13 protein-coding genes are annotated in these 15,315 nt (G+C 68.1%); 2 read left to right on the top strand and 11 right to left on the bottom strand.

Annotation, left to right across the window (positions count from 1 at the left end; genetic code table 11):
- Positions 1-5: 5 nt before the first annotated feature.
- The 4 genes from Bsp3421_RS15155 to Bsp3421_RS15140 form a co-directional block, all read right to left on the bottom strand.
- Complete coding sequence (locus Bsp3421_RS15155; protein WP_273996747.1) at positions 6-1,223, bottom strand: mandelate racemase/muconate lactonizing enzyme family protein; 1,218 nt, start codon at positions 1,221-1,223, stop codon at positions 6-8.
- Positions 1,220-2,530, bottom strand: coding sequence for an MFS transporter (locus tag Bsp3421_RS15150; protein WP_443111519.1), 1,311 nt, complete (start codon positions 2,528-2,530; stop codon positions 1,220-1,222). The genes Bsp3421_RS15155 and Bsp3421_RS15150 overlap by 4 nt, the downstream gene beginning before the upstream one ends.
- Before the next feature lie 108 nt (positions 2,531-2,638).
- A complete protein-coding gene (aldA, locus tag Bsp3421_RS15145; protein WP_273996745.1) occupies positions 2,639-4,063 on the bottom strand; it encodes an aldehyde dehydrogenase in 1,425 nt (474 codons plus the stop codon).
- A 305-nt stretch (positions 4,064-4,368) separates the two neighbouring features.
- Positions 4,369-5,307: a LysR substrate-binding domain-containing protein gene (locus Bsp3421_RS15140; RefSeq protein WP_273998412.1), complete on the bottom strand. Its 939-nt coding sequence runs from the start codon at positions 5,305-5,307 to the stop codon at positions 4,369-4,371.
- Positions 5,308-5,509: 202 nt separating this feature from the next.
- On the opposite strand from Bsp3421_RS15140, the gene Bsp3421_RS15135 reads away from it, so the two are divergent.
- Positions 5,510-6,421 carry a LysR substrate-binding domain-containing protein gene (locus tag Bsp3421_RS15135; protein ID WP_273996744.1) on the top strand — a complete coding sequence of 304 codons (912 nt, stop codon included), beginning with the start codon at positions 5,510-5,512 and terminating at the stop codon, positions 6,419-6,421.
- 35 nt (positions 6,422-6,456) lie between these two features.
- On the opposite strand, the gene Bsp3421_RS15130 is transcribed toward Bsp3421_RS15135, so the two are convergent.
- The 6 genes from Bsp3421_RS15130 to fae form a co-directional block, all read right to left on the bottom strand.
- A complete protein-coding gene (locus Bsp3421_RS15130; protein WP_273996743.1) occupies positions 6,457-6,825 on the bottom strand; it encodes a hypothetical protein in 369 nt (122 codons plus the stop codon).
- Positions 6,822-7,547, bottom strand: a complete 726-nt coding sequence (locus tag Bsp3421_RS15125) for a hypothetical protein (protein ID WP_273996742.1) — start codon at positions 7,545-7,547, stop codon at positions 6,822-6,824. Before Bsp3421_RS15125 ends, Bsp3421_RS15130 begins: the two co-directional genes overlap by 4 nt.
- A gap of 568 nt (positions 7,548-8,115) precedes the next feature.
- Complete coding sequence (locus tag Bsp3421_RS15120; RefSeq protein ID WP_443111456.1) at positions 8,116-9,483, bottom strand: MFS transporter; 1,368 nt, start codon at positions 9,481-9,483, stop codon at positions 8,116-8,118.
- Positions 9,484-9,597: 114 nt separating this feature from the next.
- Positions 9,598-11,049: an NAD-dependent succinate-semialdehyde dehydrogenase gene (locus Bsp3421_RS15115; RefSeq protein WP_273996741.1), complete on the bottom strand. Its 1,452-nt coding sequence runs from the start codon at positions 11,047-11,049 to the stop codon at positions 9,598-9,600.
- A 22-nt stretch (positions 11,050-11,071) separates the two neighbouring features.
- On the bottom strand, positions 11,072-12,094 hold the full coding sequence (locus Bsp3421_RS15110; RefSeq protein ID WP_273996740.1) for an aldo/keto reductase: 1,023 nt from the start codon (positions 12,092-12,094) through the stop codon (positions 11,072-11,074).
- A gap of 40 nt (positions 12,095-12,134) precedes the next feature.
- A complete protein-coding gene (gene fae / locus Bsp3421_RS15105) occupies positions 12,135-12,659 on the bottom strand; it encodes a formaldehyde-activating enzyme (RefSeq protein ID WP_273996739.1) in 525 nt (174 codons plus the stop codon).
- Positions 12,660-12,990: 331 nt separating this feature from the next.
- On the opposite strand from fae, the gene Bsp3421_RS15100 reads away from it, so the two are divergent.
- Entirely contained in the window at positions 12,991-14,004 is a 1,014-nt protein-coding gene (locus Bsp3421_RS15100) for a LysR family transcriptional regulator (protein ID WP_273996738.1), read from the top strand.
- A gap of 296 nt (positions 14,005-14,300) precedes the next feature.
- On the opposite strand, the gene Bsp3421_RS15095 is transcribed toward Bsp3421_RS15100, so the two are convergent.
- Entirely contained in the window at positions 14,301-15,290 is a 990-nt protein-coding gene (locus Bsp3421_RS15095) for a LysR family transcriptional regulator (protein WP_273996737.1), read from the bottom strand.
- Positions 15,291-15,315: the final 25 nt, after the last annotated feature.

The following is a 15,315-nucleotide window of genomic DNA, read 5'->3' as shown; positions in this document are numbered from 1 at the left end:
CCCGGTCAGCCCTTGGCGGGGGCGAGATCCTTCACGTCGACGGGCTTCTCGCCCATCTGCAGGTGCAGCCGCTCGCCGGTATAGGGCGTGTGACGGCGCACGACGTCCATGTCGAGCTCGATGCCGAGGCCCGGCTCGTTCGACGGGACGATGTAGCCGTCTTCCCAGCGGATCGGCGTCTTCACGACTTCCGAGTGGAACCCGCCCCAGGTCATGATGCTTTCCTGGATCAGGAAGTTCGGCGTGCAGGTCGCGAGCTGGATGCTCGCGGCCGCGCCGACGGGCCCGTTGTACAGGTGCGGCGCGATCTGCGCGTAGTGCACTTCCGCGAGCGTCGCGATCTTCTTCGCTTCGAGCAGGCCGCCCACGCGGGCGACGTTCAATTGCAGGATCGACGCGCCGCCCGCCTGCAGCAGCTTGTGGAATTCGTACTTGGTCGTCAGGCGCTCGCCGGTCGCGATCGGAATCGACGTGTGCTTCGCGACTTGCGCGATCGCTTCCTCCTGGCCCGGCGGCACGGGTTCCTCGAACCACAGCGGGTCGTATTTCTCCAGCCGTTTCGCGAGCCGGATCGCCGACGACGGCACCATCTGCCCGTGCGTGCCGAACAGCAGGTCGGCCTTGCTGCCGACGGCCTCGCGCACGCGGCGGCAGAACAGCTCGCAGCGGTCCAGCACTTCGAGCGACAGCTGGTGGCCCGAGTAGGCCGTATACGGGCCGGCCGGATCGAACTTGACCGCCGTGAAGCCGAGCTTCACGTTCTCGGCCGCGCATTCGGCCGCGAGGTCGGGATCGTCGTAGTCGTATTCGCCCTGCGCGTTCTTCGGATACAGGTAGGTGTACGAGCGCAGCCGATCGTGGATCTTCCCGCCGAGCAGTTCGTACACGGGCTTGCCGGCGGCCTTGCCGATGATGTCCCAGCACGCCATTTCGAGGCCGCTGACGACGCCCATCATCGTGAGGTCGGGCCGCTGCGTGAAGCCGCTCGAATAGGTCTGGCGGAACAGCCGCTCGACGTGGTGCGGATCGTGGTTCAGCAGGTAGCGGTCGAACACGTCGTCGATGATCGGGCCCATCGCTTTCGGATGGAACGTCGCCGAGTAGATCTCGCCGACGCCTTCGATGCCGTCGTCGGTCTTCAGCTTCACGAAGATCCAGTACATGCCGCCGATATGCGGCGGCGGCACGGCGACGATATGGGTTTCGAGCGAAACGATCTTCATGCGGATTCCTTGAGACGGTATTTGAGGAACGCGGCGGCGCCCGCGCCGCAGAGCGCGACGGCGGCGATATAACCGAAATAGAGCTGATAGCCGTGCGCGCCCGGATAGGCCTGCGTCACGTAGCCGTTGATCAGCGGCACGAATACGTCGGGCGAATAGCCGAGCACCGAGATCATGCCGATCGCGAGGCCCGCGCAATGCGTCGGCACCTTGCAGTCGTCGAGCAGCGACCAGTACAGGCCGCGGATCGCGTAGGTGAGGATGCCGATGAACAGCACGAGCACGACGAGCATCGCCTGCGGGCTGTGCGGCGGCGCGGCGATCAGCCCGACCAGCGACAGCGCGGCGAGCAGGAGCGCCCAGAACAGCACGGACACCTTCGATACGCGGTCGCCGAGGAAACCGCCGCCGATGCCGCCGATCGGGCGCATCCACAGCTTGAGCGTGGTGATGAAACCGGCCGCCGTCGCGCTGAGCCCGAAATTGCCCTCGTGCAGGTAGGCGGAGAAGCTGTAGGTCGCCCAGAACACCTGGTAGCCGCAGAACACGATCGCCGCGACGAGCCACAGTTCGGGAATCGCCGCGAGCGTCTTCAGGTCGGTCAGCACGCTGCCTCGGCGCTTCGTCGCCGTCGCGCGGTCGCCCGCGCGCGCCGGATCCTTCACCAGCGCCAGCAGCACGCCGAGCGTGATGCAGAAGCCTGCGTACAGGTGCACGACGAGCTTGAAACCGGCCGCGTCGGTGCCGCCGTGCGCCTGCGTCACGTAGGCGAACAGCGTGATCGCGATCGTCGCGAGCAGCGCCTCGACCAGCCCGCGGCCGCCGTCGAGCAGCCCGAAGAAGCGGCCCTGTTCATCGGGGCCCGCGATCATGTTCACGCGCTTGATCACGGCCGCCCAGAACGTGAGGCCGGTGGTCAGCCCCCAGCCGCCGAAGATCAGCACGAGCGTGTCGAACGACGGCCCGGTCGCGTACACGAGCCCGAGCGCGCCGGTCGCGAGCAGCGAGAAGCAGATCAGCCAGCGCGGCGACAGGCGGTCGGCGAGCCAGCCGCTCGGCAGGTAGCTGATGAGGAAGATCGTGCCGAGCGACGAATACAGGTAGCCGAGCTGCACGTCGTCGATATGGAAGAACTGCAGCATCGTCGGCTGGTATACCTGCCGCAGGTACAGCATCGGATAGATCGCGCCCGCGGCGATCACGAGCAGCAGCAACTGCAGGTAGCGTTGCGCGCGCGCGTCCTGCGACGCGTGCGTCGGGGCGTGCCCCGCGAGCGACGCGAGGGGCGTCGACGGTTGGGTCGGCATGATGTCGTCCTCCATCAGACTTCCTTCGGGCGGAAGCCTGCAGATTTATTGTGTGTTAGATCGGATCAGGGGCGACGCGCGCGCCGGAAGCGGCGCGTCGGCGTTGCGTCAGTACTTCATGACGACGAGGCGCGTCTGCGTGAATTCGAGCATCCCGTGCTTGCCGTCGTCGCCGCCGAGGCCCGAGCGCTTCCAGCCGGCGTGGAAGCCCTGGTACGGATCGGCCGGCGTGCGGTTCACGTACAGTTCGCCCGCCTCGATCGCGTTCGCGACCGTCATCGCGGTGCGGTAATGCTCGGTGTAGAGCACCGACGACAGCCCGAACTGGTGGTCGTTCGCGAAGCCGACGGCTTCGTCGATCGTCCGGTAGCGCAGCACGGGCATGATCGGGCCGAAGGTTTCCTCCTGCACGATCTCCATGTCCTGCCGGCAGTTCGTCAGCAGCGTGGCCGGGTAGAAGAAACCGGGGCCGTCGGGGATCGCGCCGCCGGTTTCGAGCGTCGCGCCGTCGGCGATCGCGCGTTCGACCATCGCGTGAATATGCGCGCGCGCCGATGCGCTGACGAGCGGGCCCATGTTCGACGGATCGGCCGCGCGGTCGCCGCTGCGGACCGCGCCCATCTTCTCCTTCAGCAGCGCGACGAAACGGTCGTGCACACTGTCGTGCACGTACACGCGTTCGATGGCCGTGCAGAGCTGGCCGCAATGCGTGGTTTTCGATGCGACGAGCGCGGCGGCCGCGCGTTCGAGGTCGGCGTCGGGCTCGATGATCGCGGGCGTCTTGCCGCCGAGTTCGAGCGAGGGTTTCGCGATGTTCGCCTTGCAGTAGTCGAGCACCTTGCGGCCCGCGTTCACGCTGCCCGTGAGCGTGATCATGCCGACCGCCGGATGCGTGCACAGCGTCTCGGCCGTCGCGTGGTCCATCGTCAGGATGTTGACGACGCCGGGCGGGAAGCCCGCGTCGTCGGCGGCTTTCGCGATCTCGAACGCGGACACCGGCGTGTGGTTGCTCGGCCGCACGACCACGGTGTTGCCGGCGATCAGCGCGGGCGCGACCTTGCGCAGCAGCGTGTAGACGGGATAGTTGAACGGGATCAGGCACGCGACGACGCCGATCGGCTCGCGCTGCAGGAACAGGTTCTCGTCGGGCGTGTCGCTCGGGATGATCTCGCCCTCGATCCGGCGCGCCCATTCGGCGTGGTAGCGGGTGATCTGGCCGGCGTAGACGGCTTCGTTCGATGCGTCCTCGACGCTCTTGCCGGATTCCTGCGCGAGCGCCGCGCCGATGTCGGGCGCACGCGCGGTCAGCGCATCGGCGAAGCGGTGCAGGTACGCGGCGCGCTCGGCGCTCGGCAGCTTGCGCCACGCTTTCTGCGCGGCCGCCGCGGCGTCGACGGCGGCCAGCGCGTCGGCCGCCGTCGCGGCGGGCACGCGCGCGAACGGCGCTTCGGTGGCGGGATTGTGGACGACGATGAAGGCGTCGCTGTGCGGGGCGACGAAACGGCCGTTCACGTAGTTGCGTTCGGTGCGCATGAGGTGGCTCCTCCGATGGATTCGGGCGGATCGCTGCGGTGGCGAAACGCGCGTTACGGGATGGAAGTCATTCTGTTCATGCGTTTAGCGCACGACAAACGACTTATTTTCGCGTCGAGCATGAGAAAAACGCACGTTACTCGACGAATCGGCCGGAATCGCCCGTCCGGCAAGGCCGCCGAGGCGGCAGCGGGACGGGGGCGGCCGTCGGGGCGCGTTTTTCGACAGGGGCGAATGGGACCGGTGTGGGCGCCGGCATCCGCCGGCCAGGCCCGCGCCCGCGGCCGGCCGGGGCGGATCGCCGGCTAGGCCAGCGGCACCTGCGGCAGCGGCGACGACGGTTCGAGGTGGCGCTTCGCGAGCCACACTTCCTGCTGCAGCCAGTCGCGGAATTGCACGATGTGCGGCAGGTTCGTCTGTTCGGGCCGCGTGACGAACCAGTACGATTGATGGCCGTCGACATGCACGTTGAGCACCTGCATCAGTTGCCCGGCCGCAAGCTCGCGCGCGACCATGTGGCGGTCGGCGATCGTGATCCCGAGGCCGTCGATCGCCGCGCGGATCGCATGGTCGAGCAGGTCGAATTCGTAGCCGCCGCGCGTGTCGACGTCGGTGATGCCGGCCGCCTTCAGCCAGTGTTGCCAGGTCAGGTAGCGCTGGTCGTCGGTCGCGAGCACGTGCAGCAGCGTGAAGCGGTTCAGATCGATCGGCGCGCCTTCCTGCTGCAGCCGCGTATACAGCGCGGGCGCGCAGACGGCGATATGCTGCTCCTGCATCAGCAGCGCGTTGTCGAAGCCGTCCCATTCGCCGTCGCCGAACCGGATCGCGCAGTCGAGCACGCGCGATTGGCCGAGGCTGTCGTTGATGCGGGTCGTGAGGCTCAGTTCGAACTCGGGATGCGCGTCGCGCAGCCGGCCGAGGCGCGGCATCAGCCAGCGCGCGGCGAAGGTCGGCGGCACGTTGGCGTGCAGGCGGTTCAGGTGGGTTTTTTCCTGCAGGTTGCGCACGGTCAGCTCGATCTTGTCGAACGACTGCTGCAGCGCGCGCAGCAGCACGCGGCCGGCCGCCGTCAGTTCGAGCTGATGATGGCGGCGCTCGAGCAGGGTTTCGCCGAGCTGGCCTTCGAGCTGGCGAACCTGGCGGCTCACCGCGCTCTGCGTCACGTTGAGCAGTTCGGCCGCGCGGGTGAAGCTGCCGGTGCGGCCGGCCATCTCGAAGGCTTTCAGCGCATTCAGCGCCGGCATCTTGCGTCTCACGGGGGTGTCGTGTCTGGTTCGGAATGCCTATTGTAGGCGGGCGGCCGCTGCGATGGGGCGACGAATGCCGTGGCGCGCGGCCGGGCATCCGGGTTTTCACGGCCTGACGATCGGCGTATTTTTTGCGATAAAGCTGCCCGCGGAACAGCCGGCCGGGCCGGCGGCAACACGAACGAGAGGAACACACATCATGCGGAGCCTGCCATCGTTGATCGCGCTGCGATTTTTCGAGGAGACCGCGCGTCACCTGAGCTTCAACCGCGCGGCGGTTTCGCTGTGCGTGACGCAGGGCGCGGTGAGCCGGCAGATACGGCTGCTCGAGGAAGCGCTCGGCGCGCGCCTGTTCGAGCGCGATCACAAGGGCGTGCGCCTGACCGACGCGGGCCAGCGCCTGCTGCCGTTCGTCGGACAGGCGTTCGATACGCTCGAACGCGGGCTCGGCGAGTTCGCCTCGGCGCGGCCGGGCGCGAAGCGACGCCTGACGGTGTCGCTGCCGCCGACGTTCGCGACGCAGTGGTTTTCGCCGCGGCTCGGCGCGCTCGCGGAGGCGCTGCCCGACGTCGAGCTGTCGATCCGCACCGAGCCGGCCGACGATTGCCATTGCCACATCCGCTTCGGGCGCGCGGCGCGGCCCGGGATGCAATCGGAGTTGCTGATGATGGAGCGCCATGCGCTCGTCGGCGCGGCGCGCTATCGCGGCGACGCGCTCGACACGCTGCTTGGCCGGCTGCCGCTGCTGCACGTGCTGCACGAGGGCAAGCGCCTGACGCTGTGGGCCGACTGGTGCGAGCAGGCGGGCGTGCCGGTGGCGCGGATCGGCGATGGCATCGAATGCTCGACGCTCGAACAGGCGATCCGCGCGGCGCGCAAGGGCGCGGGGCTCGCGGTGGTCGACCTGAACATGATCGAGGAGGAGATCGGCGAAGGCAGCCTCGTGCGGCTGTCGCCGGTGCAGCCGATCGGGCCGTTCGGCTACTGGCTCGATGTCGAGCCGGAGAGCGTCGCGGCCGAGCCTGTGATCGCGTTCGCCGCATGGTTGCGGGAGCAGGCGGCGAGGCGGGGTAGGGCGGATCGCGGGCGGTGGCGATCACGCCGACGATGATCGTCGATCGTCGCCGGCGGCGATCCGCCAATATGTCAGAGTGTGTCAGCCAGTGCGGAGTAGAGGTCGGGATCCAGGCCGAAATGCATGAACGTTTCCCGGCCCCCGACGGCTCTGGCCTCGGCTTCCGAGATGATGGGCAGCATGCACTTCGACGGATCGATGGGGCCCACGTCGAAGACGGTTCTTGGCAGCGGGCGCGCCGGTTCGCGGGTCGGCCGTGCGACGGGCTCGACGACGGACGTACGCGCGAGGCTGCGACGGAGTTCATTCGCGAGAATTTCCTCGAGGAGCCGCCTCACTTCCGAACGCCAGGCGAGACGATTTCTTGTCATCATGCGACTGCGCGCCGCCGATGGCCGCGCGATCCGGAATCCGGTGATCGGGCTGTGCTTTTCTGTCATCCGTAGATCCCCTTCTCGATCAGGTAGTCCGGCAGCGTCAACACGGATGCGCCGTGCGGCGCAACGTCGAATGTCACCCATCGATGCGATCCGGCGATTCGCCAGAAGTCTCGTCCGAACCGGGTCGCATAGAGCATGCGCAGGGATCGAAGCGACCCATCGGCCAAACCGACCGGGTATCCCTGGAAATACTGGAACAGGGCGGCTTCGTCGGTATGCGCGTCGGGAATGGGGGCATCGAAGCCGAACCTCGGCCATGTGTAGTATCCATGGAGCCGAGGGCCATCGGGTTCCGGTGGTGATTTGCGGCCACCCATCGCCAAAGCGCTGATGCGGGCGATGCCCAACGTATCACACGCTCGAACGATTCGCCAGAGCATTGCTGCGCCGAGGCCGGCGACCGCGCTGTCGGCCAGATCGATTGCACGGAGTTCGAGCACACGCGTGTCAGCGGTTTGGAATACCGATACCCGGTTTTCCGATCGGATCAACGTCGGGTGGGTGACGGCGAATGTCAATTTTCCCGTGCTGTCCAGATAGGCCTGAACATCCGACCCGGCAGGCGCACCGCATAACGAGACGAGCAGCGCGTCGGAAACGTGGCAACCGACGCCAAGCAGTGCGGGGATGTCCAGATCGTTTCGTTCGATCGCCAGTCGATCATCGAAAAACGTCGCCTCGTAAGGTAGCGTGTGACTGAGGTCGACATGGCGGATGGGCATGGCTGCTGACGGGAGGCGGAAAACCTCAGCATATCGCCGCGAATCCGGCGCGCCGAGTCCGCCGAACGGCCAGTTCAAATGCGCGGAGACCGCCCGTCCGGCCCGAGCTACGCTCAGTCGAATGTCGGCAGTGAAGCGCGGTCGAACCATTTACCAAGCAAGATGAGCCAGTCGACTCTCATCGCGCGTCATCCCGGTTTGCCCGGGATGGATAACGCTTCAGACCGAGTTGCGGCGTGACGATGTCTCCGATCATGATCGGCGTTCGTACGGAGAGGGTCCGGCAACGCGACCTGAAAGCAGGCCGGCGCCGGAGGCTCCCGGGGCGCGGCGGGCGCGCCCGGCACGCGTCCTGTTCGGCTTGTCCATCCTATGGGGCGTCGGCGATCCGCCGACGCGGATCGACATCCTCCACGGCGCGCGGGACTGCGCGTCGATTCCGTTCTGAGCGATTTCGCGAATCGCATCCCGGCCAACCACATCGCGCAGCGCAGCGGCGCGTGAGCCGTGTGTCGACGCGAAAAAACCGGGCGCGGCGACGCGGGCGCGCACGAGCCCCGCCCCGCCCTCAATGCCCCGACGCCTCCTCCAGCGTCAGATGCTTCGTCTCCGGCGCCCACGCGATCGACACGATCATCCCGGCCAGCAGCACGCCCGCCAGCGCGAACATCGTCGCGTGAAAACCGAGCGTCGCGATGCCGACCGGCAGCAGGAACGTGCCGATCGCCGAACCGAGCCGGCTGCAAGCGATCGCGAGACCGACGCCGCACGCGCGCACCTCGGTCGGGAAGCATTCGGGCGGGAACACGCCGACGAGGTTGCTGAACGCCGACATCGTCAGCGTGAAGATCGCGAACGCGACGATCATCGCGAGCGCCGCCGACGACGGCAGCACCGCCAGCGCGACGAGCGACGCGCACGTCACCGCGAACGAGCCGATCAGGAAGCCGCGCCGCGACAGCCGGATCGTCAGCCAGATGCCGATCAGCGCGCCCAGCACGAGGAACGCGTTCAGCAGCAGGTCCGCGCCGAAGCCTTCGGCGAGGCCGATCGTCTTCAGGATCGTCGGCAGGAACGTGTAGATCGCGAAATACGGAATCACGAGGCACACGAAGAATGCGCAGTTGAAGAGCGTCCGGCGCACCAGGTCGGGCCGGAACAGCCGGCCGAAGCCCGCGCTCGCATGCGGAGCGGCGGAGCCGTCGAGCACCACGTGCGGCCCGAAATGCTTCGCGACGATCGCGCGCGCTTCCCGCACGCGGCCCTTGCCGAGCAGCCAGCGCGGCGATTCGGGCGTGCCGATTCGCAGCACCAGCACGATCAGCGCGGGCAAGGCGGCCGACGCGAGCAGCCAGCGCCACGCATCGGGCGCGGCGTCGCTGTACGCGAGGCCGAGCACGTTCGCGGCGACATAGCCGATCGTCCAGATCACGCTGAACGAACCGAGCAGCGCGCCGCGATGCCTGCGCGGCGAGAATTCGGCGAGGATCGCATGGCCGACCGTGAAGTCGCCGCCCATCCCGAAGCCGATCAGCACGCGCAGCAAGCACAGTTCGAGCGGTGAGCTGACGAAGAACTGCGCGAACGCGGCGGCCGTGATGATCACGAAGCTCGTCAGGAAGATCTTCTGCCGGCCCATCCGGTCGGACAGCCAGCCGAACACGAGGCTGCCGAAGAAGATGCCGATCAGCGCCGAGCTGCCGATCATCCCCATCCAGAATGCGTCGATCGGCATTTGCTTGCCGAGCGCGGCCAGCGCGTAGCCGATCGTGCCGAGCGTGTAGCCCTCGGTGAAATGCGCGCCGAAGGTCAGGCCGGCGATTTTCACGTGGAAGCGGTTGAGCGGCACGTCGTCGAGGGCGACGGGGCGGTGCGGCGCATCGGCGCCGCGCGGCAGCGCGCGGGCGCTGCCGGATTGAACGTTGGCTTGGATCAAGCTGTCTCCGGATTCGTCATGCCTGCGGCGCGCGGGCGTCGAACGACGCCGCGCGGCCGTGCAAGAGGCCGCGCGGCCGGGCGGCGCGCGGCGCGGATCGACCACGGGGCGCGGTCAGCGGCCGAGGCCGGCCATCAGCGTGTACTTGAGTTCCACGTATTCGTCGAGGCCGTACTTCGAGCCTTCGCGGCCAAGCCCCGATTGCTTGACGCCGCCGAACGGCGCGACTTCGGTCGAGATGATCCCGTCGTTGACGCCGACCATCCCGCTTTCCAGCGCGCCCGACACGCGCCACGCGCGGCCGAGATCGCGCGTGTAGAAGTACGCGGACAGCCCGAACGGCGTGTCGTTGGCCGCGGCGACGGCTTCGTCCTCGGTCGCGAAGCGGAAGCAGCCCGCGACGGGGCCGAAGGTTTCCTCTTCGGCGATCAGCATGTCGGGCGTCATGCCGGTCAGCACGGTCGGCTCGTAGAAGGTGCCGCCGAGTGCGTGCCGCTTGCCGCCGGTGAGCACGGTCGCACCCTTCGCGGCGGCGTCGGCGACGTGCCGCTCGACCTTGCCGAGCGCCGCTTCGTTGATCAGCGGCCCCTGGTCGACGTCGCCCGCGAGCGCGTTGCCGACGCGCAGCTTGCGCACGGCGTCCGCGAGCTTGCGCGTGAAGGCGTCGTACACGCCGTCCTGCACCAGGAAGCGGTTCACGCACACGCAGGTCTGGCCCGTGTTGCGGAACTTCGACGCGATCGCGCCTTCGACCGCCGCGTCGAGATCGGCATCGTCGAACACGATGAACGGCGCGTTGCCGCCGAGTTCGAGTGACAGCTTCTTCAGCGTGTCGGCCGACTGCTTCGCGAGCAGCTTGCCGACCCGCGTCGACCCCGTGAACGACAGCTTGCGCACGGCGGACGAACTCGTCAGCGTCTCGCCGATCGCGACCGCGTCGCCCGACACGACGTTGAACACACCCGCCGGCACACCCGCCCGTTCGGCGAGCACCGCGAGCGCGAACGCCGACAGCGGCGTTTCTTCCGACGGCTTCAGCACCATCGTGCAGCCGGCCGCGAGCGCGGGGCCGGCTTTGCGCGTGATCATCGCGAGCGGGAAATTCCACGGCGTGATCGCCGCGACGACGCCGACCGGCTCGCGCGTGACGACGATCTGCGCGTTCGGCTTCGGGCTCGGAATCACGTCGCCGTACATGCGCTTCGCTTCTTCCGCGAACCATTCGAGAAAACTCGCCGCGTAGGCCACTTCGCCGCGCGCTTCCGCCAGCGGCTTGCCCTGTTCACGCGTCAGCAGCTCGGCAAGCGCGTCGCGGTGTTCGAGCATCAGCTCGCCCCAGCGCTTCACGCGCGCGCCGCGCTCCTTCGCGGTCAGCGCGCGCCATGCGGGAAACGCGCGGGCGGCCGCGTCGATCGCGCGCTGCGTGTCGTCGGCGCCGCCTTTGGCGACCTTCGCGATCGTTTCGCCGGTCGCCGGGTTCAGCACCGGATAGGTTGCGTCGCTCGCGCCATGCGATTCGTGCCATTCACCGCCGATGTAATGGCCGGTCCTCAGAAATTCGTTCATTGGATTGGGTTCCTTCAGTGCTTCAGTCTGCGGCGAAGACGCCTTGCGCCGGACGCGACGCGCGCGCGATGCGCTTGCCGGCCGTGTAGTCGTTGATCAGGTCGCACGGCGTGTAGTTGCGCTCCAGTTCATGCAGTTCGTCTTCGGTGAGCTGCGTTTCAAGCGCGCCGAGCGCGCTGTCGAACTGCGCGACGGAATCGGCGCCCACCAGCATGCTCGCGATGCCGGGCCGGCTCAGCACCCACGCCTGCGCGATCTGCGCGGGCGGCACGCCGCGCCGCTTCGCGACCTTCGCGACCGATTCCGCGATCGCGAGCGACGACGCGTCGCCGTACATCTGCGCGGTGAAGAAATCGGTCTGGTTGCGCGTCGATTGCGGTTCGCAGGTCAGGAGGCCGCGCGCGAGCGGGCTGAACACCGATACGCCGACGCCCTGGTCGATGCAGTACGGCACCATCTCGCGTTCTTCCTCGCGATACGCGAGGTTGAGCTGCAACTGCATGTTGATCGGCTTGTCCCAGCCGTTGCGTTCGCAGGCCTGCATGATTTTCGCGAACTGCCACGTGTACATCGTCGACACGCCGATGTAGCGCGCCTTGCCCGCGCGCACGATGTCGTGCAGCGCGCTCATCGTTTCCTCGACGGGCGTGTTCACGTCGAAGAAATGCAGCATGAAGATGTCGACGTAATCCATCCCGAGCCGCTTCAGCGATCCGTCGATGCCGTCGAGCACGTGCTTGCGCGAATGGCCGCCCGCGTTCGGATAACTGCCCATGTCGTAGCCGACCTTGGTCGTCACGACAAGCTCCTCGCGGCGCGCGTTGCGCTTGAGGATGCGGCCGACCACTTCCTCGCCGACGCCCGTCGAATAGAAATCCGCGAGATCGATGAAGTTCACGCCGGCGTCGAGCGCGCGGCGCACGATCGGTTCGCTCTGCGCTTCGTCGAAGATCCACGGCTTCCATTCGGGCGTGCCCATGTTCATCGTGCCGAGACACAGGCGGGACACCTTCAGGCCGGACTGGCCGAGGCGGACGTATTCCATGCTTCCTCCTGATACGGCCGTGCCGGCCGTTCGTTGTCCGTCAGTTCTTTTTCGGCGTGTAGAACGGATTCGACACGTCGCGCGCGGCGGCGAACACGGCGTCGCGATGCGGCAGCCCTTCCATCGCGGCGACGATCGCGTTGCGGCACGCGCGGTAGTTATTCTCGAACACGGCGTCGAGGTCGTCGGTCTGCGGGTTCACCCAGTTCGCCGATACGACGACCCAGTCGTTCTCCGCTTCCGGCGGCAGCGTGCCGTTCTCGAGCGCTTCGGCCACGGCCTTTGCGATGCCGGCCTGCGATGCGCCCCAGGTGGCGTTGCCGTGGAAGTCGCCGGCGATCTGCGCCTTGTTCACGTACAGCGTGAGCGGCTTGGTCGGCACGCCCGGCTGCGCGATCACGACGAACGGCGCATGGCCGGCCGACGGCGTCGCGAGCGCGGTCGCGAAGGCCTGCCCGGCCGGGCCGTCGCGCGGGCCGACCAGCACGTTGATGTGCGCGAGGTTGACGCCGGGGCCTTCGAAGCCTTCGCCGATGTAGAGCTGCCTGGGTTGGGATGCGGTCATTGCGGTGTCTCGTCGATAAGGTTGGATGTGAGGCGATTGGATTGTGGTGGGCCGCGGCGCGGCCGGTGAATCGATGTTTTCTGATCGAGGTATGAGTTTTCGTCGTCTCCGGGAAAGCCCTCGGTCTGGTGCGCAAACGCCCGCCGGGCGGGCCGCGGCCGCCGTCGCGACGGCAAGCGCGACAGGATCGGCGGGTGCGCGTTCGCGCGCCGGCTTCGGGTTTGTCATACCCGGGCAGGGGTTGGAGGGCCGAGCGCATCCGGACAACAATCGGCGTACTCCGAACCCTATCTTTCGTCTTCCCATTACTTTTCGAAAGCGAGTAATTCCGATGGCTGCCATTGAGAAACCTGTCGATTCGCGCCAGCCCCCCCGAGAGGGGCACGCCTCCGAGGGAACGTCCTGCGGAACGGAAAACCTGGGGCGGCCCGGCGGTTTCTCGCGGCCCGATTGGTCGAAGCTGAGTTCGCTCGATCCGGAACTGATCCGGGCATTCGTCGCCGTCGTCGAAAGCGGCGGCTTCACCGCGGCGGCCCGGCAACTGCATCGCACGCAGTCGACCATCAGCCTGCGCATCCGCACGCTCGAGGAGCGGCTCGAAACGCACTTGTTCATGCGCAACAGCCGGCGGCTCGAATTGTCGCGCGACGGCGAGAATTTCCTGATCCACGCGCGGCGGATCATCCAGGTGCACAACGAGGCGATCATCGCGTTGAAGCAGACGAGCAGCGACCGCGGCGTCGTGCGCTTCGGGCTGCCCGAGGACTACGCGGAGCTGTGGCTGCCCGACCTGTTGAAGTCGTTTTATGCGCTGCGGCCGGGCGCGCGCCTGCACATGCATTGCCGGACCTCGCTCGAATTGCTCGACCGGCTGCAGGCCGGCGAGCTGGACGTCGCGCTCATCGTGCGGCACGGGCCGAACGCGGGCGGGCGGCTGCTCGGCCGCCACGAGGTCGTGTGGGCCGCGCACCGCGATTTCACGCTCGGCGCGCATGCGTCGGTGCCGCTCGCGCTGTTTCCCGAAACCTGCTGCTACCGGCAGCGTGGGCTGCAGGCGCTCGCGACGGCCGAGCGGCCGTATCACGTCGTCTATACGAGCCAGAGCCCGACCGGCATCAAGATCGCGGTGAACCACGGCGCGGCCGTGACGATGATCGATCGCTGCACGCTGCCCGAGAACTGGCGCGTGCTCGACGAAACGGACGGGCTGCCGCCGCTGCCGGCGGCCGATCTCGAACTGCACCGCTCGCCCGGCATCTGCGACCCGCTCACCGACGATCTGGTGTCGCTGATCGAATCGATGGTCGACGAACGGCGGCTCGCGTCGCTCGAAGCGTTCGCGTAGCGGGGCGAACGGGGCGAACGGGGCCGGCGCGAGGCGGCGCGAAGGGTGCGGGCCTGGCGCGAGTCCGCCTGCCGCTTTTCCCGCGACGTCTGCACGGTCTTTTCCTGGAAGCCGTCGCGGCCTCGATCGGACGCTGGCTTGCGTTTGTTCCGGCAAACCCGCGGCGGCCGTCGACGCCTCCCTTGCCGATGCGCGGCGGCCGCGCCTTCGCATGGCGCGCGCCGCGTCCTGTCCCGCCCGGCGGCGCGGGGCGCCTTCGAGGCGACCGCGAGCACTTCATGATCCCGACGTGACGTTCAGGGGCGAACGGCGCCGCCCGCCTGCTTCGAGCGGGCTTGCGCGTCGTCCGGCACGAGAGCGTCGTCAGCGCATCCTTCGCCGTCCGTCGGCGCGCGTCCGCATGCGTCGCGGATGACCCGTCGCAGCCACTGGTGCGCGGGGTCGTTCTGGAAGCGCGGATGCCAGGCCTGCACGATCACGATCTCGTCGAGTGTCAGCGGCAGGTCGAAGGCGCGCACCCGCAGGCCCATGTCGCTCACGCTGCGCGCCACGTGCGCGGGCAGCGGCAGCACCAGCCCGGAGTTGCCGAGCGCGAACACGGCCGAGTAGAAGGTCGGCGCCACGAGCGCGACCGTGCGCTGCAGCCCCAGCTCGCCGAGCGCGCGATCGATCGGCCCCGACACGCGCCCGCGTCGCGACACGCTGATCTGGTCGAACGACGCGAAGCGCGCGGGCGTGATCGGATCGTCGAAGATCGGATGGTCGTCGCGCGCGAGCCCGACGAAACGCGTGCTGAACAGCGGCTGCACATGGAAATCCCCGCCCAGCGGCCGCATCGCGCTGATGTAGAGATCGGTGTCGCCGTCGCGCAGCACGTCGTCCTCGGTCGCGCTTTCGGGCAGCATGCGCAGCACCGCGCGCGGCGCGTCGCGTCGCACGCGATCGAGCAGCGCGCCGCCGAACGAACTGGTGAAGGTGTCGTTCGCGTGCAGGTTGAAGCGCCGGTCGAGCGTCGCCAGATCCAGCTCGCGCTCGGGCCGCAGCACACGGCGCGCGGCGTCCAGCGCGCCGCGCACCTCGTCGCGCAGCGCGAGCGCGCGCGGCGTCGGCACCATGCGCCGCCCGGCCTTCACGAGGATCGGGTCGCCCGTCGCCGCGCGGATCCGCGCGAGCGCGCGGCTCATCGCGGGGCCGCTCAGGCCCATCCGCTGAGCGGCGCCCACGACCGAGCCCTCCTGCAGCAGCGCATCGAGGGCGACGAGAAGGTTGAGATCCGGTATCTGCATGCGTCATGATCCCGCCCAGCGCGGG

Source organism: Burkholderia sp. FERM BP-3421, from assembly GCF_028657905.1.
Classification (GTDB): Bacteria; Pseudomonadota; Gammaproteobacteria; order Burkholderiales; family Burkholderiaceae; genus Burkholderia.
The sequence above is the reverse complement of the archived record's forward strand: the minus strand, read 5'-3'. Positions and strand labels throughout refer to the sequence as shown.

Bases quoted from the DNA above. Each gene is read 5' to 3' on its own strand.
- Bsp3421_RS15100 (WP_273996738.1), top strand. From the start codon at position 12,991: ATGGCTGCCATTGAGAAACCTGTCGATTCGCGCCAGCCCCCCCGAGAG.
- fae (WP_273996739.1), bottom strand. From the start codon at position 12,659: ATGACCGCATCCCAACCCAGGCAGCTCTACATCGGCGAAGGCTTCGAA.
- Bsp3421_RS15140 (WP_273998412.1), bottom strand. From the start codon at position 5,307: ATGCCGGCGCTGAATGCGCTGAAAGCCTTCGAGATGGCCGGCCGCACC.
- Bsp3421_RS15110 (WP_273996740.1), bottom strand. From the start codon at position 12,094: ATGGAATACGTCCGCCTCGGCCAGTCCGGCCTGAAGGTGTCCCGCCTG.
- aldA (WP_273996745.1), bottom strand. From the start codon at position 4,063: ATGCGCACCGAACGCAACTACGTGAACGGCCGTTTCGTCGCCCCGCAC.
- Bsp3421_RS15135 (WP_273996744.1), top strand. From the start codon at position 5,510: ATGCGGAGCCTGCCATCGTTGATCGCGCTGCGATTTTTCGAGGAGACC.
- Bsp3421_RS15125 (WP_273996742.1), bottom strand. From the start codon at position 7,547: ATGCCCATCCGCCATGTCGACCTCAGTCACACGCTACCTTACGAGGCG.
- Bsp3421_RS15115 (WP_273996741.1), bottom strand. From the start codon at position 11,049: ATGAACGAATTTCTGAGGACCGGCCATTACATCGGCGGTGAATGGCAC.
- Bsp3421_RS15130 (WP_273996743.1), bottom strand. From the start codon at position 6,825: ATGACAGAAAAGCACAGCCCGATCACCGGATTCCGGATCGCGCGGCCA.
- Bsp3421_RS15095 (WP_273996737.1), bottom strand. From the start codon at position 15,290: ATGCAGATACCGGATCTCAACCTTCTCGTCGCCCTCGATGCGCTGCTG.
- Bsp3421_RS15155 (WP_273996747.1), bottom strand. From the start codon at position 1,223: ATGAAGATCGTTTCGCTCGAAACCCATATCGTCGCCGTGCCGCCGCCG.
- Bsp3421_RS15150 (WP_443111519.1), bottom strand. From the start codon at position 2,530: ATGCCGACCCAACCGTCGACGCCCCTCGCGTCGCTCGCGGGGCACGCC.